We start from the raw sequence: 20,912 nt of genomic DNA, 5'->3' as shown, positions 1-20,912 counted from the left end.
TTATCATGCCGCTACACTATTTTTTGCTGAGCCTGTTATGCGTCTACTTCACACCGCCGATTGGCACCTGGGGCGGCTGTTCCACAACCTGTCGTTACTGGATGATCAGCGCGATGTGCTCGACCAGCTTATCGAGATTGTCGACCGGGAAAACGTCGATGCGGTGCTGATTGCGGGCGATATCTACGACCGTTCGGTGCCGCCTGCGGCGGCGGTAACGCTGCTGGATGAGGTGCTCCACGCGCTCTGCGAGGAGCGCAAGCTGCCGGTGATCATGATTTCAGGTAACCACGATGGTGCTGAGCGGCTTCGTTTCGGCGCGCGCCACCTGCGTCAGGCCGGTCTGCATATTCTTTCCGACTTAGCTGATTTTGACACACCTGTAACGCTGACGATTAAGGGCGCTGAGATGGATGTGTTCGGCATTCCCTACGCCGACCCCGAACATGTTCGCAGCCAGTTTAACGTGGAGGTGCGCGATTTTGACGGCTCCCACCGCTATTTGGTTGAGCGCATCGAAGAGCAGCGTCACCCGACACGCCCGTGCATATTGATGAGCCACTGCTTTGTGGATGGTGGCAGCGCCTCTGATTCTGAACGCCCGCTGACCCTGGGCGGTGCCGAAAGCGTCGCCTGGGAGCCTATGCAAGGCTTTGACTATGTGGCGCTTGGCCACCTTCACGGCCCCCAGTACCGCGGCGGCGAGCATATTCGTTACAGCGGCTCGCTGCTCAAATATAGCTTTTCCGAAGCCAGCCAGCGTAAAGGCGTGACGCTGGTGGATTTTGATGCGAGCGGCGTCACCAAGATCGAGCAGATACCCCTCATACCCAGTCGTGAAGTTCGCGTATTAGAGGGCGAGATCGATGCGTTGATTGCCCAGGGGCGAACGGATGCCAATGCCGACGACTATCTGCTGGTGCGGTTAACCGATCGCCACGCCATTCTCGACCCCATGGGCAAGTTGCGTGAGGTGTATCCCAACGTGCTACATCTCGAGAAGCCCGGCATGCTGGATGCCCAGGGTAATCAGCAGCTTGACCGTGAGCGGCTGAAGTTCAGCGCACTGGATATGTTCAGTGACTTTTTCGCCCAAACCAGCGGTGAGCCCATGACCGACCAACAAGCCGAGGCGATAAGCGAACTGATAGGCGAGCTTAGTCGTGACGAAGAGGCTCAGGGATGACACCTCTAACCCTTACCATGCAGGCGTTCGGGCCCTTTGCGGGCAGTGAGACCATCGACTTCACCGCGCTGGGAAGAAGCCCACTGTTTTTGATTAATGGCCCTACCGGCGCCGGTAAAAGCTCGATTCTTGATGCCATCTGTTTTGCGCTTTACGGCCAAACCACGGGCAATGAACGCGATCCGGCGCAGATGCGCTGCGACCAGGCTGATGACTCTTTGCTGACGGAAGTCAGCCTGGATTTTCGTCTGCGCGGTGTGGATTACCGGGTTCGCCGCGTGCCCCAGCAGGAGCGTCCCAAAGCGCGAGGCGAAGGCACGACTACCCATAATGCTGAAGCCCAGCTGTGGCGATTAAAGGCAGATGGCGATGTAGAGACTTGCCTGGTAGCGCGCAAAGTTAACGATGCCACCGCGGAGCTGCAAACCCTGATCGGCCTGGATGCCAACCAGTTTCGTCAGGTGATGGTGCTACCCCAGGGCAAGTTTCGTGAACTGCTGCTGGCAGGCTCCAAAGAGCGCGAAGTGATTTTTTCCCAGCTGTTTCAAACCCAGATTTTTCAGCGCATCGAAGAGCGTCTGCGCACCCAGGCCAATCAAATCGAGCGGGCAGTGAGTGATCATCGCCAGCATATCAGCGGCATACTCGCCGGGGGGGAGCTTGAGAGCGAAGCCGCGTTGGCGCAAGAGCTTGAAGCGCTGACACCCCAGGTAGACCAAGCGCGGCAACGCTTTGAAACCGCGCAGCAGCAGCGCCGTAGCGCCGAAAAACAGCGCGATGAGGCGTTGGCGCTGCAGCGGCAATTCGAGGCTCGCGATACGCTGGCGGCGGATAAAGCCCGTCATCTTGAGCAGCACACACAGATAGTAAGCACTCAGGAGCGTTTAGCGCAAAGCACCCACGCCCAGGCGCTGCGCCCACAGAGAGCTGCCTTAGACCAAGCGCAGCAGGCGTTGACCACCGCCCAGGCCGAGCAGCGACAGGCGCAAGCCGAATTAGCCACTCAACGTACTCACGCCGAACAGGCGCAGCAGGCGTTAGAAGTAGCACGCCAGCGTCAGGCAGAGCTCCCCACGCTCCGTGAACGGCATCGCCAATTGGGCGAATTTATTCATAAAAGCCAGCAATTAAGCGAGTTGCAGGCGCTTTTTCAAACGGTGCAGGCCTCCTGGCAACAAGCCGATAGTGCGCTCAAGCGTGATGAGGCGCAGCTAGATAACATTCGCCAGCAGGGCGAAGCGATTAGCGTTAATCTGGAACGCTTACAGACAGAATTTCAGCAACTGGCCAGCGCCCCCGCTGAGCTCAGCCGCCATAACGACCTGCTGACCCAGCGCCAAGAGCTGGATGAGCTCGCCCGGCAAGCGCGTGAGTTAACCAGCCAACAGCAGCAGGCAACGGAGGCACTCAACCGTCAGCAAAGCGAAGCAGAACGAGCGCAACGCCACGCCACTGAGCAGGAGATGCGCTGGCACCAGGGGCAGGCCGCGCTGTTGGCGCTCACCCTTGAGCAGGATATCCCTTGCCCGGTGTGCGGCAGCCTGGAGCATCCAGCCCCAGCGGTTAACAGTGCCGAGCTGGTCACTCAGGCGCAGGTTGAAGAAGCCAGGGCGGCACAAGAGCAGGCTCGTCAAGCACAACAGGGCGCCGAGCGTCACCACCATCAGCTCACTCAGCAGATTAACTACAACACAGAGCAGACCCAGCGGCTTACCCAACAGCTGGGCGAGTGGGCTAGCCAACCGCTGGCTGAGCTGCAAACTGCCTGCGAAGGCTTGCGCCGCCAAGTGCAGCGCCGGGAAAGAGTTGAACGTGAGATTAGCCAGCAAACCGCTGCTCGCGAAGCGCTGCGCCGCGAGTGGGGCGCACTGGATAAGCAGCTTAAAACCCAACGGCCCGCGGTGGAGAAGGCAAAAGAGGACGCGTTGCGCCTAGAGAGTCAGCGCGATCAACTGAGCCAATCGCTGCCGGAAGATGCCCGCGACCCTGAGGCAATGCGCCGAACCCTCACTGAGCTTGAACACCAGATCGCACAGCTCGAAAAAGCCTGGGAGAGCGCCCAGCAGATGCTCTCGACCAGCCAAACCCAACTGGCGCGGGCGGAAGAGCAGCTACGTGGTGCGAACGAGCGAATCGAACGTAGCGAGCAGACGCTTCAGCAGGTGCAAGCTGAGTGGCAAGCCGCCCTGCAGGCCAGCCCCTTTGAAGATGAAGCGGCGTTTCAGGCTGCGCAGTTAGATGATAACCAGCAGCAAGAGTTGACTCGCCAGGTAGAGGCGTACCAACGCCGCCTGGCCGAGTTTGAAGGCGCGCTGGAGAACTACCAAACTCAGCTTGCGGAAAAAACGCCGCCGAATATGGCCGCGTTGACCAGCCTAACCGAGGCGGCCCAGGTCGAAGAGAACACCCAGCTAGAGGCGTGGCGGGGGCTGGATGGGAGGCTGACCACGCTGCGCGGTATTCGTCAAAAGCTTGCGACTGCCCACAGGGCGCAGGCAGAGCTCGAAGCCCAGTATCAGCTGTGGGGCACGCTCAGCGAAGTCGCTAACGGCCGCACGGGGCACCGTATTAGTCTGCAGCGCTTTGTGCTGGGTGTGTTGCTGGATGACGTATTGATTCAAGCTTCGGAGCGTTTGGTGCGCATGAGCCGCGGGCGTTATCAGTTGGTGCGTCGGGAAGATCCCTCCAAAGGTAACAGAGCGTCGGGTCTGGAGCTTGATGTGGCCGACACCTACACCGGCAAGAACCGTTCGGTAGCGACACTCTCCGGCGGGAGTCTTTTATGGCCGCGCTCTCGCTGGCGCTAGGGCTCTCGGATGTAGTGCAGGCGTACGCTGGCGGTATTCAACTGGATACGCTATTTATCGATGAGGGCTTTGGCAGCCTGGATCAGGATGCGCTGGATCAAGCGATTGCCATGCTCAGCGAACTGCAAATGGGCGGGCGCATGATTGGGGTGATCTCCCATGTCAGCGAACTCAAAGAGCAAATGCCAGTTCGTATAGACGTAAGTGCCAGCCGCCACGGGAGCTCTGTGGAAGTAAAGGGCGTACTTCTTTAACGCCGCATGGCCGAGTGCAGGCAGTTTTCTTACAAGGCCTGGTTCATGCTGGGTTCATATAGAATGTTTTATAAAGTAAATGAATCGTCAAACGAGCCCTAAAGATACTATCTACTTAGGAGTACAAGGATGAACGCAAGCAAAATTTTACAGCAGCTGATGCAGCAAGCCGGCGGAAGCCAGAAGGGCGGCAGTAGCAGTGGTGTCGATGTTAAAGGCATGCTGAGCGGGCTTTCTAAGCAGCTAGGCGGTGGCAGTAGCAGCGGTCAAGGTGGCGGCTCCTCCAGTAGCTTTGATATGAAAAGCCTGCTTGGTGGCGGTGCCATGGGTTTACTGGTGGGTTCCAAACGTGGCCGTAGCATGGGCGGCAAAGCACTAAAATACGGCGCCATTGCTGGGGTGGGCGTGCTGGCATGGAAAGCGTGGCAGAGTTCTCAGGCGGCGAAAATGGCAATGCGCAGCAAAATACGACCCAGAATGCGACAGAGGGCGAGCGGGTAGAAGCGCTTAGTGGCGAGTACCAAGAGCGTCGCAGCCTGGAACTGCTGCAGGCGATGATTATGGCCGCCCGGGCCGATGGCCATATTGATGAGCAGGAGCAGGCGCTGATTACTGAACAGATTGACGCCCTAGGTGCTGATCAAGAGATGCATAACTGGGTGGAGCAGCAGCTAAAAGCACCGCTGGATGCCCAGGCACTGGCCCGCGAAGCGGACTCCCCTCAAGCGGCCCGTGAAATGTACCTGATCAGCGTGGCCGTGACCGACGATCAAAACCCCATGGAGCGCGCCTGGCTCGACCAGTTAGCCAGTGCACTTAACTTGCCCAAAGAGATGACCGACGAACTCGAGCGTCAAGCGCAGCAGGCGGGTTAATGCTGGATACGGTTAATTTTTGGCTAGCTACCGGCTTTGGGCTGGGGCTAGCGCCGATGGCGCCGGGTACCTTTGGCTCGCTGCTGGGCATCCCCCTGGCGTGGTGGCTGTTAAGCCGCCCGCTAGGTCAACAAGGCGCTATCATGGCAGCTCTGCTGCTACTTGCGATACCGGTTTGCCACATCGCCGCCTGGCACTATGACGGTTTGGATCATGGCAGTATCGTCGCTGATGAGTACCTTGCGTTCCCGCTGGCGGTCATCGGGTTGCAAGCTGCGCGTCACCCGCTGGTTATGGCGTTGGCATTCGTTGTCTACCGCTTTTTCGATGCGCTGAAGCCGCCGCCGATTCATCTGGCAGAGTATGTTCATGGCGGTTTTGGCATTGTCTTGGATGATGTTATCGCGGCGTTGGTGACCTGGGTGGTAATAGCGATTGGGCTAAAGCTTTGGCAGCGTCGAACCTCTGGGCAACAGTTAAACTCATGATACTTGCAACGAAAAAAGCGCCACTAGCTTAATAAAAAGCTAGCGGCGCTCTATCTTATTGCTCACGATTTTGAGCTCTTATTACCTTACTCTTGAACGACAATCACCGACTTGGCATTGACGAACTCGTGCATGCCGAAACCGCCGTGTTCGCGACCGTAACCGGAGTTTTTAACGCCGCCGAAAGGCATTTCCGGTGTCGCAACACCAAAGCCATTGATAAACACCATGCCGGTATCAAAGTACTTGCTGGCAAGCTCGGTAGCGCGTTTCACATCTTTAGAGATGATGCCGCCGCCCAGGCCGTAACGGCTATCGTTGGCAATGCGCATGGCATCTTCGTCGTCTTTGGCACGAATCAGCGCAGCGACAGGGCCAAATAGCTCATCGTCGTAAGCGGGCTGGCCGGGGGTGACGTTGTCCAGCACGGTGACTGGGTAAAACGCGCCCTTACCGGATGGCTTTTCGCCACCGCAGAGAATCTTCGCACCTTTGCGCACGCTCTCTTCCACTTGGTCGTGGAGACCATCGCGCAGATCCACGCGAGCCATGGGGCCCAGATCGCTGTCTTCTTGGGTCGGGTCACCCGCTTTAAGCGACTGCATACGTTCTACATAGCGCTTTTTAAACGTTTCATAGTTCTTTTCAGTGACCACAAAACGCTTGGCCGCGACGCAGGTTTGACCGCCGTTGTAGACGCGCCCCTGTACGCAGGTGTCGATGGCGACATCCATATCGGCGTCATCGAGCACCAGGTAGGCGTCGTTAGAGCCCAGCTCAAGCACGGTCTTTTTAAGGTACTCAGCCGCTTTGCCAGCGACTTTGCGACCTGCGCCATCACTACCCGTTAGCGTTACGCCACGTACCGCAGAATGAGCAATCACCTCATCAGAAACATCGTGAGAGATCACCAGTGTACGGAAGACGTTTTCCGGAAGACCCGCTTCGCGGTAGATCTTTTCCAACAGCAGGCCGCTGCCAGTCACGTTTTCAGCGTGTTTTAGCAGCACGCCGTTACCCGCCATGATATTGGCGATTGAGTAACGTACTACCTGATATGCAGGGAAGTTCCAGGGCTGAATGCCGTAGATCACACCCATCGGTGAGTAGGTCACGAAACCGCGTTTACCATTGCCAGGCTGACGCTCTTCGTCGGCTAGCTTTTTGGGGCCATGTTCAGCGGTGTAATCACAGATGCCGGTGCAAAGATCGACTTCCTGGCGGGCCTGAGAAGGCAGTTTACCCATCTCATTGACCATCAGGTCGGCAAGCTCTTCTTTATGCTTTTGCAGCGCTTGGCCAATGGCTTTGACCGTTTTAGCGCGGCTTTCCAGCGATTCTAGGCGCCAATCGAGAAACGCCTCGTAGCAGGCGTCCACTATCTGCTTGGCTTCCGCGCTGCTCATTAGCGTATAGGATTCGAGGGTTTCACCATTGGTGGGATTGATCGTCTTGATACTGTTGCTCATAAGATCTCCTATCTATAGATCAACGTGGGGTCAAAGCGCCTAGCTCCAGGGCGCCTAATCGACCGGTCTATTACTGGTGCACGGTCACTGTAGTACAAAAAGAACGACCATGCATAACATTGGCGTTACCTTTCCGGCAGTGATTAAAGCAAACAGTTCAACCCATCACTTCAATCAATGTGTTCATGGTGTACCGCTTGTTACTCAAACGAAGGCCCTCCGGCTTCTTCGCCCCACACTTCTTCCAGGCGCCCGTCGCGACCACAGCTGTAGCGGTAGAACTTATAGCGCACGGGGTTCTTTTGATAATAGTCCTGGTGGTACTCCTCAGCAGGCCAGAACTTGGTGGCTGGTACTATCTGGGTGGCGATCTCCCGGTCGAAGCGCGCTTCCATTTCGGCTTTGGACGCTTCGGCCAGTTCACGCTGGGCTTCGTCATGATAGAAGATCGCCGAGCGGTATTGATCGCCTACATCACAGAACTGACGGTCGACCGCAAAGGGGTCGATGTTGCGCCAGAAGATTTCTAAGAGCTGCTCGTAACTGATCTGCTCGGAGTCGTATTCGATTTGCACGACTTCAGCATGGCCAGTACCGCCCTGGGAGATTTCTTCGTAGGTGGGGTTCTCTAGCTCGCCGCCGATATAGCCGGAAATGGTGGAAGTGACGCCGGGTTGGTTATCGTACGGCGGTTCCATACACCAGAAGCAGCCACCGGCAAAAGTCGCTTCTGCACTGCTCTGAGCTTGAAGCGAAGGGCTGGCTAGGCCAGCGGCCGCCAATACGCCAAGCGTAAATGGACGAAGAGGGGACAGACGGATCATTGCAAGCACTCCGGTGGAGGGGGCGAGTTACTGCTTAATTAGTGAGCTGATTAGTCGCTTGGTGTTCCTTTTCCTTACAGTCCCTTTATCACTACCTAGCCTAGACGATGGGGCCATACCTCATCCAGCGTACTGAGCGCAGCGTTGACAGTCGATTCGTTGGTGCTTTCATGACGCCAGATAAAGCTTAACGCGCAGGGCAGGCGAATATTCTCCGCCACTGCCAGGCCGCTCTCCTGGCGCTCGGTCATTGCCAGGGCATCCCGGGCCAGGCTTAAGCCAACGCCTGCGCGCACCAGGTCAAGCATGCAGGCCTCCTGGTCAACTTGGGCCACCCGGTTGGGAACTGTGCCGCTCGGTGCCAGCGCCTGCTTTAACAGCCGATGGTGGGCGGAATCCTGTGGCGTAACAATCCAGGGCAGCGTGGCTAAGTGCTCCCAACGAGTATCAATGAGTCGATTTTCCCAGCCTGCAGGGGCAATCACGTGATAATCAAAATGGGTTAGCTCACGCCAAGCAAGCGTCTCATGGCCTTTTCCAGGGCCTTGAGCGGGCGGCGCTAGGTAAAACCCCACATCCAAGTCGCCTTGTTCAATACGATTAAGCACGCTGCCGCTCATACCATGGTGAAGTTCGGTTTCTAACTGCGGCGCACGAGCCATCAAGCGGCTCAAAAAGGCGCCTAGACGGAGAAATTCGGGGTCGACAATGGTGCCAATTGAGAGCTTGCCGCGCAGCGTGCTGTGTAATGTCCCGGCGGTTTGCTCAAACGACAGGGCGCTGGCCAGGGCCTTTTCAGCGGCAGGCAGCAGTGCATGGCCGTCGGGCGTCAGAGCAAGGCCTTGAGGACGGCGACTAAACAGCGTGAGGCCTAAATTCGACTGCAGTTGCTTCAACTTTAGGCTAATGGCCGGCTGAGTCAGGTGCAGCTGTTCTGCGGCGCGTGACACGCTGCCTGTTCGTGCAACGGCCACGAAGGCGCGCAGGGTGGCGTACTCTTGCATGATTAGCCTCAAATACTCGCCGTGATATTAGTAAATCTTATAACTGGCTTTTAAATAACTCAATTGATCCGTTCGCTAGGCCCAGTAGGCTAGGCTGAAAGTAAGCTTTTTGCACACGCTTTAAACATGCGTTCTTAACTAGGTACTCCCATGACAACAACAGCGATTCAGCACTTTATTAATGGTCAGGTCACCGCGGGTGAGTCTGCTCAATCCCAGGACGTCTTTAACCCTGCCACTGGCCGAGTTACCGGCCGTGTGTCGCTCGCTTCCCCGGCGGACGTCAATACGGCGGTAGAGGCCGCACAAGCCGCTTTTCCTGCCTGGGCCGATACCCGCCGATCCGCCGCGCCCGGGTGATGTTCAAGTTTTTAGAGCTGTTAAACGCTCATAAAGATGAGCTAGCCGAAGCAATTACCAAAGAGCACGGCAAGGTGTTCACCGACGCCCAGGGGGAAGTGGCCCGCGGTATCGATATTGTGGAATTTGCCTGCGGTATTCCGCAGTTGTTAAAGGGTGACTACACCGAGCAGGTGAGTACCGGGATCGATAACTGGACGATGCGCCAGCCGTTAGGTGTCGTCGCTGGTATAACGCCATTTAATTTCCCCGCCATGGTGCCGATGTGGATGTTCCCGCTGGCAATTGCGGCGGGTAATACGTTTATTTTGAAACCCAGCCCGCTCGACCCCAGTGCTTCGCTGCTGATGGCTGAACTGCTGAAGCAGGCTGGCCTGCCCGATGGCGTGTTCAACGTTGTGCAGGGTGATAAAGACTCCGTGGAAGTGCTCATCGACCACCCGCATGTTAAAGCGCTGTCGTTTGTGGGCTCAACGCCGATTGCCAACCTGATCTACGAGCGTGGCGCCCGCAACGGCAAGCGCATTCAAGCCTTGGGTGGGGCCAAAAATCATATGGTAGTGATGCCGGATGCGCATTTGGATAAAGCTGTCGACGCACTGATCGGTGCCGCCTATGGCTCTGCCGGCGAGCGCTGTATGGCGATTAGCGTGGCGGTGTTGGTCGGCGATGTGGCGGATAAGGTCGTCCCGGCATTGGCGGAGCGAGCCAAAGCACTGAAAGTAAAAGATGGCATGCAGCTGGATGCGGAAATGGGCCCCATTGTGACTCGCCAAGCCCACCAGCGGATTACCGGGTATATCGAAAAAGGCGTGGCTGAAGGCGCTGAACTGGTGGTCGATGGACGCAACTTTAATGCTTCATCGGCAGGCGAGGACTGCGCCGACGGGTTCTGGATGGGCGGCACGCTTTTTGACAATGTCACTCCCGAGATGACGATCTATAAAGAAGAAATTTTTGGCCCGGTGCTGGTCTGCGTGCGGGTGCCGGATATCGCCACTGCAATCCAGTTGATTAACGACCATGAGTTTGGCAACGGCGTTAGCTGCTTTACCGAAAGCGGTACGGTGGCGCGGGAGTTTGGCCGCCGTATTCAGGTCGGCATGGTGGGTATCAATGTGCCCATTCCGGTACCCATGGCATGGCACGGCTTTGGTGGCTGGAAGCGCTCGCTGTTTGGTGACACCCACGCCTATGGGGAAGAAGGCGTGCGTTTCTACACCAAGCAGAAATCGATTATGCAGCGTTGGTCGGATTCGATTGATGCCGGGGCTGAATTTGTAATGCCCACGGCGAAGTAGCGACTAAACGTTACCGGAGCCAACCAATGTCAGAATCTACCCATAACAATATCGACCATATCAGTTACTTCGACTATATCGTGATCGGCGCAGGCACCGCGGGGTGCCTGATGGCTAATCGTTTGAGTGCCAATCCCAATAATAAGGTGCTGCTGATAGAGGCGGGCGGTCGCGATAACTACCACTGGATTCATATTCCGGTGGGCTACCTCTACTGCATTAATAACCCACGCACCGACTGGCTGTTTCGCACCGAGCCCGATAAAGGCCTCAACGGCCGTTCGCTGATCTACCCGCGGGGGAAAACCCTGGGCGGCTGCTCTAGCATCAACGGCATGATCTATATGCGCGGCCAAGCGCGGGACTATGACCACTGGGCGGAAGTCACCGGTGACGATGCTTGGCGCTGGGAGAACTGCCTTCCCGACTTTATCAAACATGAAGATCACTATCGTCTGGATGAGGGCGGCGATTCAGACGCCCAGCACCGGGATTTTCACGGCCACGGTGGGGAGTGGCGGATCGAAAAGCAGCGCCTTAAGTGGCAGGTGCTGGATGATTTTGCCGAAGCTGCCGTGCAGGCGGGCATCCCGCGTACCGACGATTTTAACCGTGGCTCTAACGAAGGCGTGGCCTACTTTGAGGTCAATCAGCGATCGGGCTGGCGCTGGAATACCGCCAAAGCGTTTTTGCGCCCTGCGCTTAAGCGCAAAAACCTCACGCTATGGCACTCCACCCAGGTAAATCGGCTGCTGTTCGAAAAAAGTGCCAACATGCTGCGCTGCACAGGGGTGGAGTTGGAGCGTGAGGGCAACCCCCTTCACGTCATGGCGAACAGGGAAGTGGTGCTGTGCGCAGGCGCTATTGGTACGCCGCATCTGCTGCAGCTTTCCGGTGTGGGGCCCGCAGAGTCGTTGCGTAAGCACGGCGTTGAGGTAGTGCATGAGCTGCCGGGCGTCGGCGAGAACTTGCAGGATCACCTGCAGATTCGTTCGATATATCGGATTACTAATGGCAAAACCCTCAATGCCATAGCCAGCACGCTGTGGGGTAAAGCGGGAATTGGCCTTGAGTACCTGTTTAAGCGCTCTGGGCCGATGAGCATGGCACCTTCGCAGCTGGGGCTTTTACCCGCAGCACGAAGGATCAGCCGCACCCCAATATTGAGTACCACGTGCAGCCGCTAAGCCTGGAAGCCTTTGGTCAGCCGCTGCATCCCTACCCAGCGATTACCGCCAGCGTATGCAATTTGAACCCTACCAGCCGGGGCACCGTGCGACTTAAAAGCAGCGACCCGCGCCAGGCACCGGCGATTTCTCCCAATTACTTGAGCACCCCTGAAGATCGCAAAGTGGCGGCGGATTCTCTGCGGGTGACGAGGCGTATCGCCGAGCAGCCTGCGTTTGCCAAATACGCGCCGGAAGAGGTGAAACCCGGCGTCGAGTATCAAAGCGACGATGAGTTAGCCCGGCTGGCTGGTGATATCGGCACGACTATTTTCCACCCGGTGGGCACCGCACGTATGGGCCAGGAAGATGATGCGATGGCAGTGGTCGATGCACGGCTGAGAGTGCGTGGTATTAGCGGGCTAAGAGTGGCTGACGCCAGCGTTATGCCGACCATCACCAGTGGCAACACCAATTCTCCGACGCTGATGATTGCCGAGAAGGCCGCCGGTTGGATACTGGCTGAGAGGCGTGAGGTTTACTAGCGACAAAATCTACTAAGCAGCGTTTTATGGGGGTGTTGACGCAGGAGGGTGGTTGAGCGCAGAATAGTTACAGTTGGTTAGCAAGTCGAACGTTGTCAGCAGTATAGAAGCGCCTCTAGCGTTAAATCTGGTGAAAGTCTCTTGTTATACCCACTGCAATTCGGGTATTTCCCGGTTTAATTAGCAACATTGAGGATTTCGATCATGGCAACTGGTACCGTTAAGTGGTTCAACGACACTAAAGGTTTCGGCTTCATTTCTCCTGACGACAATGGCGACGATCTGTTCGCGCATTTCTCAGAAATTCAGGCAGAAGGCTTCAAATCCCTGCAAGACGGTCAGAAGGTTTCCTTCGACGTCACCCAGGGTAAAAAAGGCCTTCAGGCTTCTAACATCAAAGTAGAAGGTTAATTCCTTTACTAAGGTGTTAACAATCACCGCTTAGCGTTGATTGACCAGAAAACCCCGCCAAGTGCGGGGTTTTCGCTTTTTAGGTTTTGTAACCTAAACTTAGCACACCTCACACCATATTCCATTTTGATCTTTAAATGTTTCTAAAATAACTTTTTAGAATATGCGATTGGCTTCACAATACCGCCATGCTTATTTGTTAAGGATGTCGTGGTTATGTCGCTGGATGCTTGGATAGCGGTCGGGGTGGTGCTCACCATCTTCCCGTTGATGGCCTTTTCACGCCTGGGGCCGGATATTATTTTGCTGGGCGCGGTGATTTTGCTAATGACGCTGGGGGTGATTGACCCACAGCAGGCGCTGGGGGCTTCTCCAATAGCGGCCTGTTTACCGTGGCGTTTATGTATGTGCTGGTGGCCAGCATTCGCGAAACCGGCGGCATCGACCTGATCATTCGCTATGTGCTCAAACGGCCAAAAAGCGAGCGAGGCGCGTTGGTTCGCCTGCTGCTCCCCGTGGCCACGCTTAGCGGTTTTGTCAATAATACCCCGGTTGTCGCTACCTATATTCCCGCGGTCATGAGCTGGAGCCGTCGGCTGCGCTTGTCTCCCCAGCGGCTGCTGATGCCGCTCAGTTTCGCCTCTATCCTCGGTGGCACCATCACGCTCTTTGGTACCAGCACGAACTTGGTGGTGCACGGGCTATTGCTGGAGCGTTACCCAGAACTCGGTATGGGCCTGTTGGATTTGGCCTGGGTCGGTGTTCCCGTCGCCGTCGTAGGGCTTGGCTATCTTATTTTGCTCGGGCCGCGGTTGTTGCCTGCCAGGGAAGGGCTGGCCAATGCGTTTGCCAACCCACGCGAGTTCACTATCGAAATGGAAGTCGACCCGGCAGGAGTGCTGGTGGATCGCACTGTCGAAGAGGCGGGACTACGCCACCTGCAGGAGTTGTTTCTGGTTGAGATTGAGCGCGCAGGCAACGTGGTTAGCGTTGTTGGGCCTGGCGAGCAGCTAAAAGGTGGCGATCGGCTGGTGTTTGCAGGTACCTCTGATGCGGCGGTGGAGTTGCAGCAAATTCGTGGCTTAATCCCTTCCCGGGATGGTACTTCCAGTTTGGAGAAAGAGTTTAAAGAGCGTCGCTTGGTCGAGGCGGTGGTCTCAAATCAGTGCCAGTTTATTGGCCAGCGTATTCGCGATGGTCACTTTAGAACCCTTTATGGGGCAGCAGTGCTGGCGATCTGCCGTGGCGGTGAACGGGTTAAGGGTAATCTTGGCCAAGTGCGGCTGCAGCCTGCCGATGTGCTGTTGCTGGAGGCGCGTCCTCCTTTTATTGAGCGTCATCGTCAGTCGCGGGACTTTCTGCTGATTAGTGAGTTGAATGGCGCAGCGCGGCCGATCCATGAGAAGGCGCCGCTAGCGTGGGGAGTGCTGTTAGGCGCCGTACTGCTCGCCGCCTTCGGTGTGCTGAGCATGCTCAACGCTGCCATGTTGGGGGCGGCATTGGCGCTACTAACGGGCTGCTGTTCGGTGGGCGCCGCCAAGCGTGGCTTGGATACCCAGGTGTTGCTCACTATTGCCGCGTCGTTTGGGGTGGGGGCCGCGCTGCAAAGCTCTGGTGCTGCCGAGGTAATGGCCGGCGGAGTGCTCACCTTAGTGGCCGGAAACCCTTTGCTACTGTTAGTAGGCACTTACTGTGTGGTGGCGCTGCTCACCGAGCTGGTGACCAACAATGCAGCGGCAGTGATTATTTTTCCGGTGGTGATGAGCGCGGCCGAAAGCTTGGGCGTGAACCCGATGCCCTATGTGGTGGCGGTAATGTTTGCCGCCTCAGCGAGCTTTTTAACCCCCATCGGCTATCAAACCAACCTGATGGTGTATGGCCCAGGTGGTTACCGGGTGAGCGATTTTCTACGTTTGGGCGGTGGATTAAATATACTGACGGGTGCCATAGCGCTCGTTTTGATTCCCCTCGTGTGGCCCTTTTAAACGTGGCGTGGCCTTTTTAAGCATGCCATGGCTCGCTGTTAACGCGGGTTTGCGCTAGGGTGGCCCTTTTTGAATAAGGAATACGATGTCATGACTGCTCCTGGCGAACTGATTATTGAGCCGAAAGATGGTCAACCCGCCGATGCCTGTGTGTTTATTATTCACGGCTTAGGCGCGGATGGGCACGATTTTGAACCCTTGGTGCCCGCATTAGCGCTGCCTAAAGATTCTCACGTGCGCTTTATCATGCCCCATGCGCCACGCCTGCCGGTGACGATTAATGGCGGTATGGTGATGCCCGCTTGGTACGATATTTTGGCCATGGATTTGGGGCGTCGGGTCGATGAGATTCAGCTCAAGAAATCTGCTGAGCGAATCCAAGTGCTGATTCAAGAGCAGATCGACCAGGGCATCGATAGCCAACGCATTATTGTGGCGGGCTTTTCGCAGGGTGGCGCTGTTGCCTACCACGCCGCGCTGACTTTCCCCGCGCCGCTAGGGGGCTTATTAGCCATGTCGACTTACTTCGCGACAGCCGACAATATCGATCTTGCGGAAGCCAATCGTCAAATCCCTATAGAAGTGCAGCACGGTCACTTTGACCCCATTGTGCCTGAAAGCCTGGGTCGTAGCGGTGTCGACCGCTTAAAAGAGATGGGCTACGCGGTCAACTACCGCCAATACCCTATGGCCCACGCGCTCTGCCCCCAGCAGGTGAATGATATCGGCAAATGGCTGAGTTCTCGCCTAAACTAAGCGCCTATTCGTGACCGATGCAAGGATGTAGCGAAAACGAATGACAGCCTCCTTTGATGCAACACACTCTCTTGACGCAATAGAAGTGCTGCTGGCGCTGTTCCTCACGGCATCAGCGCTAGTGAGCCTGTTTGATCGCCACCTGGTGCGCGCCTGCTACTTTTTTGTGGCCTTTGCGGCTGCAATGACTGCGGCCTGGTGGCAGCTCGGTGCTCCCTGGCTGGCAGCCGTCGAGCTGGTGCTAGGGGTAGGGCTAACCGGGCCCTGCTTTTTTTATGCCCTGGGCCATGTTGTACCCGGCGCTTCCTCGCCTTTAGAGCGCGATAAATTCAGCGAGCCTTGGTCGCGGGTGGCAATGCGGGTGGTATTGGCGCTGGCTTGGTTTGTCATGGTCGGCGCCGCGATCCGCTATGTCGTTGCCGATATGGCGTATGCACCTTCAGAGCATCCGCTGCTTGTTGCCGGGGTGGTGATCGCCGCTACCGCCTTAGGGGCGTTTGCGCTACACCGTCATCTGCTGCGTCGGCTGCTGGCGTTTAATCTGCTCGGCTCGGCGGTGTTTATGCTACTGGCTGGCGTGGCAGGTACCTCGGCGACTGCTCAGGCGTTAATTAGTGTAGGGCTGCTAGTCGCCTGGCTAGGGTCAATGCTGGGTGCGCTGTTGATTCGGCAGCTTGTACATCTCGAAGGGGTCGAGGCTTTGGGGCGTGACGGTAAACCTGAAGAGGGCGCCACATGATTTGGCGCTTTGGCCTTTTCGATAGCACCTTTGAACCCCTTCTCTCTACTCACTGGGCGCTGTTAGTTGCGCTTGGCTTACCCCTGATGCTGGGCATGCTGGCAGCACTATTCCCCCCTAAGCGGGCATGGCCCGTGGTGCTGGCGAGTGTGCCGGTGTTGGCCTCTGGGCTAATGCTGCTATCTGCTTACGATCAAGCGGGACTACTGCGCTGGCATTGGGACATAGCAGGCGTTCAGCTGTCGCTGCGCTTAAACGGGCTGAGCGTGCTGTTGCTATTAATGACTCAGGTGATTGGTGTTGCGGCAGCGATCTATACGCCAGGGTATCTGCGCTTAAGCGAAACCGGGCCGTTGGCACGCTGGCTGTGGCCGCTGATGGGCGTAGTGCTGAGTGCGCTTTCGTTAATTTGGCTGGCCACTGACCTGTTAACCCTCTATGCCGGGCTGGAGTTGATGGGCCTTGCGGCGGTCGGCATGCTGATGTTATCGGGCAAGGTAGCCGCGCTGGTGGCGGGAATGCGCTATTTGCTCTTGGCCCTGATGGGCTCGTTAACCTATTTACTCGGGGTCGCGCTGATTTTGGGCCATTGGGGGCGGTTGGATTTGCAGGGCTTGGCTGAGGTCGTCGAGCCTGGGCCGGTGGCGTGGTTTGCCGCCGCATTGATAGGCGCAGGGCTGGCCTTGAAAGCCGCGCTGTTTCCACTGCATGCCTGGCTGACTCCTGTCCACGAGAATGCCTGGACACCGGTGAGCGCGCTGCATGCGGCGCTGGTGATCAAGGCGTCGCTGTTTATATTGCTGCAGCTGTGGAGCATTCTGCTCCCCGATACTTTCTACGCCCCGCGTGTTATCGCTTGGTTAGGCATGCTGGCGATTGTATGGGGCGGGTTACTGGCGTGGCGTACCGATTCACTTAAAACCCTGGTCGCTTCTTCTACCGTAGGTCAGCTGGGTTACCTGATGGTGGCTTTTCCGCTACTACTGGGGCCGGATATTGCCCCGCTACCCCGCGCTTTGGCTTGGGAAGGGTTCTGGCTGCAGCTAATGGGCCATGCCTTTGCTAAAGCCGCCATGTTCATGGCTGCAGGTAACCTGATATTGGCCACCGGGGAGAGCACGCTCAAAGGCCTGGCCGGTACCAGCCGCCGCTTGCCGCTTTCGCTATTAGTGTTTGGTATTGCCTCCATTACTTTGATGGGGCTGCCGCCCAGCTCGGGGTTTACCGCCAAGTGGATGCTGCTACAGGCGATGGTGATATCCCAGCAGTGGTGGGCGGTGGCCGCGCTTTTAACCGGTACGCTACTCACTGCTGCCTATATATTTCGCATGTTTCGCTACTGCTTTGATGAGACGGCCCCACGGCATCGTTATCAACCCTTGGCGCCGGGCATGGATCTGATCGCACTAACGCTTGCTCTGATTGCGTTCGCTCTAGGGTTATTGGCGCATTTTCCGCTGGAATTGATGCATGGAGGTAGCCCATGAACGCCGCCTGGTTACCGCTAACGGCTCTGGCCACTTCGCTATTGGTGGTGGTGATTATCTTTGCGCTGCCGGAAGACGCCCGGCGGCTGCGCACGACGATTAACCTAGCGGCGGCAGTGGTTAAGATTATTCTGGTTACTCTTATGGTCAGGCGGGTCGCCGCGGGGCATGAGGATATTTTTAGCTTTCAAGTGATCGGTGGCGTTGATTTCGTACTGCGCAGCGATGCGTTGGGGGTGATGTTCGCCGGACTATCGTCACTGCTTTGGCTATGCACCACAATCTACGCCATTGGCTACTTGGAAGGTTCAGCTAATCGGAAGCGCTTTTTTGGCTTTTTTAGCCTCTGCGTTGCGAGCACGACCGGCATTGCGCTGGCTGATAACCTGTTTACCTTCCTGATTTTCTACGAAATGTTGACGCTCTCCACCTACCCTTTGGTGGTTCATAACGGTACCCAGCAAGCACTCGATGCCGGGCGCGTCTATTTGCGCTACACCTTAAGCGCCGGTGTGGTACTGCTGCTTGGCACCGTGTTGCTATATAGCCTGACCGGGGATCAGTCATTCTCCTCAGAAGAGGGGTTGGGCGACTATTTAAACGATCATCGCGGTCTGCTAACGCTAATATTTGCCCTGCTAGTGGGTGGGTTGGCGGTAAAAACGGCCATGGTACCGCTGCATGGGTGGCTGCCCAGGGCAATGGTTGCCCCCGCGCCGGTGAGTGCGCTGCTACACGCGGTAGCGGTGGTGAAGGCGGGGGCTTTCGGGATTCTGCGGGTAGTTTACGACCTGTTTGGCATTGAGCTGAGCGTGGAGCTCGGCGTTATTACCGCGCTAGCGGTAGCTGCCTCATTTACGATTATTTATGGTTCATTAAGGGCCATTGCCCAAGAGGAGCTCAAGCCCCGCCTAGCGTTCTCCACCGTCAGTCAGGTCTCCTATGTCATTCTCGGTATAGGCCTGTTTGGCCCTTTCGGCACCGTCGGTGCTTTAGCGCACTTGCTGCATCAGGGCTTAATGAAGGTCACGCTATTCTTCTGTGCGGGCAACTATGCCGAAGAGCTGGGGATCCATCGTATTGATGAAATGGACGGTGCTGGTAAGCGTATGCCGTTGACCAGCATCGCGTTTACTATCGGCGCGTTTGGCATGATTGGCCTTCCGCCCGTTGCGGGGTTTATTACCAAGTGGTACCTCGGCGTTGGCGCGATTCAGGCCGAGATGTACTGGGTCGTCGCCGTGCTAGTGGCGAGCAGTACCCTCAATGCCATGTACTTTTTGCCCATTGTGCACCGCTTATGGTTCCGTTCAGGGCCTGCCCATGGCAAAGGCAGTTGGCCCAAAGAGCAGCGTCTAGGCCGTTTTGAAACCCATAGTTGGCTGCTGTTACCGATGGTGTTTACCGCCTTGGTGAGTTTGGGGGCCGGGCTATTTGCCGGGCTTCCCTTTAGCCCCTTGGATTGGGCGGCTCGGGTAGCCAACGGGGAGTATCTGCCATGATGACCATGTTGCTTGCCCTGGCGCTACTTTGGCCGCTGGTCGTCATCGGCTGGACGCTATGGAGCGCCTACCGCGCTCCGGCTGCTTATCATAGCTATTTTTCAGCACTATGGCTAAGCGCCGCTTGGCCAGCGCTGCTGCTAGCCTATGGCGGTGAAGCGCAGTGGACGGTGGATGCCTGGATGCTGGGCGGCGAATGGGCGCTTAACTCGCTAAGCCGCCCCTGGCTTGCGTTTACCGCGCTGCTCTGGGGGTTGGCAGCCATCCACGCGAGGGGCTATTTTGCGACGGAACAGGCGAAGGCCCAGGAGGGGGATCAGGATACTCAGCGACGCCTGTTGCGCTTAGCGCTGCTTTGGCCGCTGACACTGCTGGGCAACGTACTACTGATTATTGCCCAGGATATCGCCAGTTTTTATCTAGGCTTTGCGCTGATGACCTTCGCCGCCTACGCACTGGTAGTGCATAGCGGTACCGCAGAGGCGCGGCTGGGGGCCAAGGCCTATTTGATGTTAGCCGTGGTGGGTGAAGGGCTTATTATAGGCGGCTTTCTATGGGCAGCCGGTGAAGCTGACACATTAACGTTGCAAGGCCTGCGTGAAGGCATTTTAGTCGCAGAGCAAGGCGCATGGATGGCCGCCTTGTTGTGCTTGGGCTTTGGCGTGAAAGCAGGGGCTATTGGCTTACACGTATGGCTACCGTTAGCTCACCCGGTGGCACCGGCCCCTGCCAGCGCGGTGCTTAGCGGAGCGATGATTAAAGCAGGGCTGCTGGGCTGGATTAGTGTGCTGCCGTTAGGTGATGAGCAGATTTCAGCTTCCTTAGCCCAGTTTGGCAACATCATGTTAATGGCAGGGCTGGCGGCAGCGTTTGGCGCCGCGCTGTATGGCGTTTTTCAGCGTCATCCTAAAGCTGTTTTAGCCTACTCCAGTATCAGCCAGATGGGCATGATGACTGCTTTGGTGGCCATGGGATTAGTCGCGCCAGAGGTGTGGCCGTTGCTGTGGCCAGGCTTGGTGCTGTTTGCTGCCCACCACGCGCTGGCCAAAGGCTCACTGTTTATGGGCACCAGTATCAGTGAGCATCTACCCCGGTGGCCGCTGCCGTTGGTCTGGGGTTTGCTGGCACTGCCGGGTATCTCGCTGGCGGGTGCCATTGGGGCGGGCATGATCAGCAAGTGGGGGGTGAAGAGTCCACTCTACGAAATGCATCATGAATCGTTAATCAAACTACTCAGTTGGGCGGCTGTTGGCACCGCGGCTCTGGTAAGCGTTGCTTTATGGCGTCAGTGGCAGCAGCGCCATAAAGGAGGCAGTAACCGAGAGCAGTGGGGCGCCTGGTTAGTTGCCATAGCGGCAGCGCTGTTAACGCCATTTTGGCTTCCCCTCCCTGCGGGGAGTATCGAGATGCCGCCGCTTAAAGAGTGGTTGGGGATTATGTGGCCATTCCCGGTGGGGGTACTGTTCGCCGCGGTGGGCTGGCTATTAACGCGTCCGCTTAAGGGTAAATCCCTCCCCGCGGGAGATCTATGGTGGCTCTATGCGGGATGGTCGGCGCTGCATTGGTGCCAATACGGCGGCTTGGGCACTACTGCGCCAAGCTTAAAGCGGCGAGTGTGGCAAGCGCACAAAAAACTGAAGAGATATTAATGGGCCATTTAACTCGCCTGTTGTCGACGGAGTCCTGGTTGCGTCACCATGTCAGTGGGCTGATGATGTTGCTTGCCGTGCTGCTTGCGGCGCTAATGATGTGG

General features: G+C 56.9%; 13 protein-coding genes and 4 pseudogenes. 14 read left to right on the top strand and 3 right to left on the bottom strand.

Features of this window, described 5'->3' with window-relative positions; all coding sequences use genetic code 11:
* The first annotated feature begins 37 nt into the window (after positions 1–37).
* The 5 genes and pseudogenes from FDY98_RS23780 to FDY98_RS23765 all read left to right on the top strand — a co-directional run bounded on the left by FDY98_RS23780 (position 38) and on the right by FDY98_RS23765 (position 5,610).
* Positions 38–1,186, top strand: a complete 1,149-nt coding sequence (locus tag FDY98_RS23780; RefSeq protein ID WP_009288339.1) for an exonuclease SbcCD subunit D — start codon at positions 38–40, stop codon at positions 1,184–1,186.
* The gene (locus FDY98_RS23775; RefSeq protein ID WP_340146978.1) at positions 1,183–3,993 is read left to right on the top strand and encodes an SMC family ATPase; all 2,811 of its coding nucleotides are present in this window, start codon (positions 1,183–1,185) and stop codon (positions 3,991–3,993) included. Before FDY98_RS23780 ends, FDY98_RS23775 begins: the two co-directional genes overlap by 4 nt.
* Positions 3,969–4,247 carry a hypothetical protein gene (locus tag FDY98_RS29000; RefSeq protein WP_340146977.1) on the top strand — a complete coding sequence of 93 codons (279 nt, stop codon included), beginning with the start codon at positions 3,969–3,971 and terminating at the stop codon, positions 4,245–4,247. Before FDY98_RS23775 ends, FDY98_RS29000 begins: the two co-directional genes overlap by 25 nt.
* 129 nt (positions 4,248–4,376) lie before the next feature.
* Positions 4,377–5,122 (top strand): annotated as a pseudogene (locus tag FDY98_RS23770) (tellurite resistance TerB family protein).
* Positions 5,122–5,610, top strand: a complete 489-nt coding sequence (locus FDY98_RS23765; RefSeq protein WP_027958555.1) for a phosphatidylglycerophosphatase A family protein — start codon at positions 5,122–5,124, stop codon at positions 5,608–5,610. Before FDY98_RS23770 ends, FDY98_RS23765 begins: the two are co-directional and overlap by 1 nt.
* Positions 5,611–5,696: 86 nt before the next feature.
* Here the strand turns inward: FDY98_RS23765 and FDY98_RS23760 are convergent, their stop codons facing one another.
* From FDY98_RS23760 to FDY98_RS23750, 3 genes are all read right to left on the bottom strand, one after another.
* Positions 5,697–7,079, bottom strand: coding sequence for an NAD-dependent succinate-semialdehyde dehydrogenase (locus tag FDY98_RS23760; protein WP_027958554.1), 1,383 nt, complete (start codon positions 7,077–7,079; stop codon positions 5,697–5,699).
* A 200-nt stretch (positions 7,080–7,279) separates the two neighbouring features.
* Positions 7,280–7,903, bottom strand: a complete 624-nt coding sequence (gene msrA / locus FDY98_RS23755) for a peptide-methionine (S)-S-oxide reductase MsrA (protein WP_027958553.1) — start codon at positions 7,901–7,903, stop codon at positions 7,280–7,282.
* Positions 7,904–7,998: 95 nt separating this feature from the next.
* Complete coding sequence (locus tag FDY98_RS23750) at positions 7,999–8,907, bottom strand: LysR family transcriptional regulator (RefSeq protein ID WP_027958552.1); 909 nt, start codon at positions 8,905–8,907, stop codon at positions 7,999–8,001.
* Between the two features lie 150 nt (positions 8,908–9,057).
* Between FDY98_RS23750 and FDY98_RS23745 the strand changes: the two are divergent.
* From FDY98_RS23745 to FDY98_RS23705, 9 genes and pseudogenes are all read left to right on the top strand, one after another.
* Positions 9,058–10,568 (top strand): annotated as a pseudogene (locus FDY98_RS23745) (CoA-acylating methylmalonate-semialdehyde dehydrogenase).
* Between the two features lie 26 nt (positions 10,569–10,594).
* Positions 10,595–12,279, top strand: a pseudogene (locus FDY98_RS23740) (GMC family oxidoreductase).
* Between the two features lie 204 nt (positions 12,280–12,483).
* Complete coding sequence (locus FDY98_RS23735; RefSeq protein ID WP_022522448.1) at positions 12,484–12,690, top strand: cold-shock protein; 207 nt, start codon at positions 12,484–12,486, stop codon at positions 12,688–12,690.
* 216 nt (positions 12,691–12,906) lie between these two features.
* Positions 12,907–14,675, top strand: a pseudogene (locus FDY98_RS23730) (SLC13 family permease).
* Between the two features lie 90 nt (positions 14,676–14,765).
* The gene (locus FDY98_RS23725; protein WP_027958548.1) at positions 14,766–15,431 is read left to right on the top strand and encodes an alpha/beta hydrolase; all 666 of its coding nucleotides are present in this window, start codon (positions 14,766–14,768) and stop codon (positions 15,429–15,431) included.
* A gap of 40 nt (positions 15,432–15,471) precedes the next feature.
* Complete coding sequence (locus tag FDY98_RS23720) at positions 15,472–16,170, top strand: hypothetical protein (protein WP_009288330.1); 699 nt, start codon at positions 15,472–15,474, stop codon at positions 16,168–16,170.
* Positions 16,167–17,657: a complex I subunit 5 family protein gene (locus FDY98_RS23715; protein ID WP_027958547.1), complete on the top strand. Its 1,491-nt coding sequence runs from the start codon at positions 16,167–16,169 to the stop codon at positions 17,655–17,657. Before FDY98_RS23720 ends, FDY98_RS23715 begins: the two co-directional genes overlap by 4 nt.
* Positions 17,654–19,159, top strand: coding sequence for a complex I subunit 5 family protein (locus tag FDY98_RS23710; protein ID WP_027958546.1), 1,506 nt, complete (start codon positions 17,654–17,656; stop codon positions 19,157–19,159). The genes FDY98_RS23715 and FDY98_RS23710 overlap by 4 nt, the downstream gene beginning before the upstream one ends.
* A complete protein-coding gene (locus FDY98_RS23705) occupies positions 19,156–20,808 on the top strand; it encodes a complex I subunit 5 family protein (RefSeq protein WP_340146976.1) in 1,653 nt (550 codons plus the stop codon). The genes FDY98_RS23710 and FDY98_RS23705 overlap by 4 nt, the downstream gene beginning before the upstream one ends.
* The last annotated feature ends 104 nt before the right edge of the window (positions 20,809–20,912 follow it).

It is taken from the genome of Halomonas sp. PA16-9 (genome assembly GCF_009728585.1).
Taxonomy (GTDB): Bacteria; Pseudomonadota; Gammaproteobacteria; order Pseudomonadales; family Halomonadaceae; genus Vreelandella; species Vreelandella titanicae.
This window is presented reverse-complemented; position numbering and strand designations above follow the sequence as displayed.

Coding starts and splice junctions, on each gene's coding strand:
- FDY98_RS23780 (WP_009288339.1), top strand. CDS start 38: ATGCGTCTACTTCACACCGCCGATTGGCACCTGGGGCGGCTGTTCCAC.
- FDY98_RS23775 (WP_340146978.1), top strand. CDS start 1,183: ATGACACCTCTAACCCTTACCATGCAGGCGTTCGGGCCCTTTGCGGGC.
- FDY98_RS29000 (WP_340146977.1), top strand. CDS start 3,969: ATGGCCGCGCTCTCGCTGGCGCTAGGGCTCTCGGATGTAGTGCAGGCG.
- FDY98_RS23765 (WP_027958555.1), top strand. CDS start 5,122: ATGCTGGATACGGTTAATTTTTGGCTAGCTACCGGCTTTGGGCTGGGG.
- FDY98_RS23760 (WP_027958554.1), bottom strand. CDS start 7,079: ATGAGCAACAGTATCAAGACGATCAATCCCACCAATGGTGAAACCCTC.
- msrA (WP_027958553.1), bottom strand. CDS start 7,903: ATGATCCGTCTGTCCCCTCTTCGTCCATTTACGCTTGGCGTATTGGCG.
- FDY98_RS23750 (WP_027958552.1), bottom strand. CDS start 8,907: ATGCAAGAGTACGCCACCCTGCGCGCCTTCGTGGCCGTTGCACGAACA.
- FDY98_RS23735 (WP_022522448.1), top strand. CDS start 12,484: ATGGCAACTGGTACCGTTAAGTGGTTCAACGACACTAAAGGTTTCGGC.
- FDY98_RS23725 (WP_027958548.1), top strand. CDS start 14,766: ATGACTGCTCCTGGCGAACTGATTATTGAGCCGAAAGATGGTCAACCC.
- FDY98_RS23720 (WP_009288330.1), top strand. CDS start 15,472: ATGACAGCCTCCTTTGATGCAACACACTCTCTTGACGCAATAGAAGTG.
- FDY98_RS23715 (WP_027958547.1), top strand. CDS start 16,167: ATGATTTGGCGCTTTGGCCTTTTCGATAGCACCTTTGAACCCCTTCTC.
- FDY98_RS23710 (WP_027958546.1), top strand. CDS start 17,654: ATGAACGCCGCCTGGTTACCGCTAACGGCTCTGGCCACTTCGCTATTG.
- FDY98_RS23705 (WP_340146976.1), top strand. CDS start 19,156: ATGATGACCATGTTGCTTGCCCTGGCGCTACTTTGGCCGCTGGTCGTC.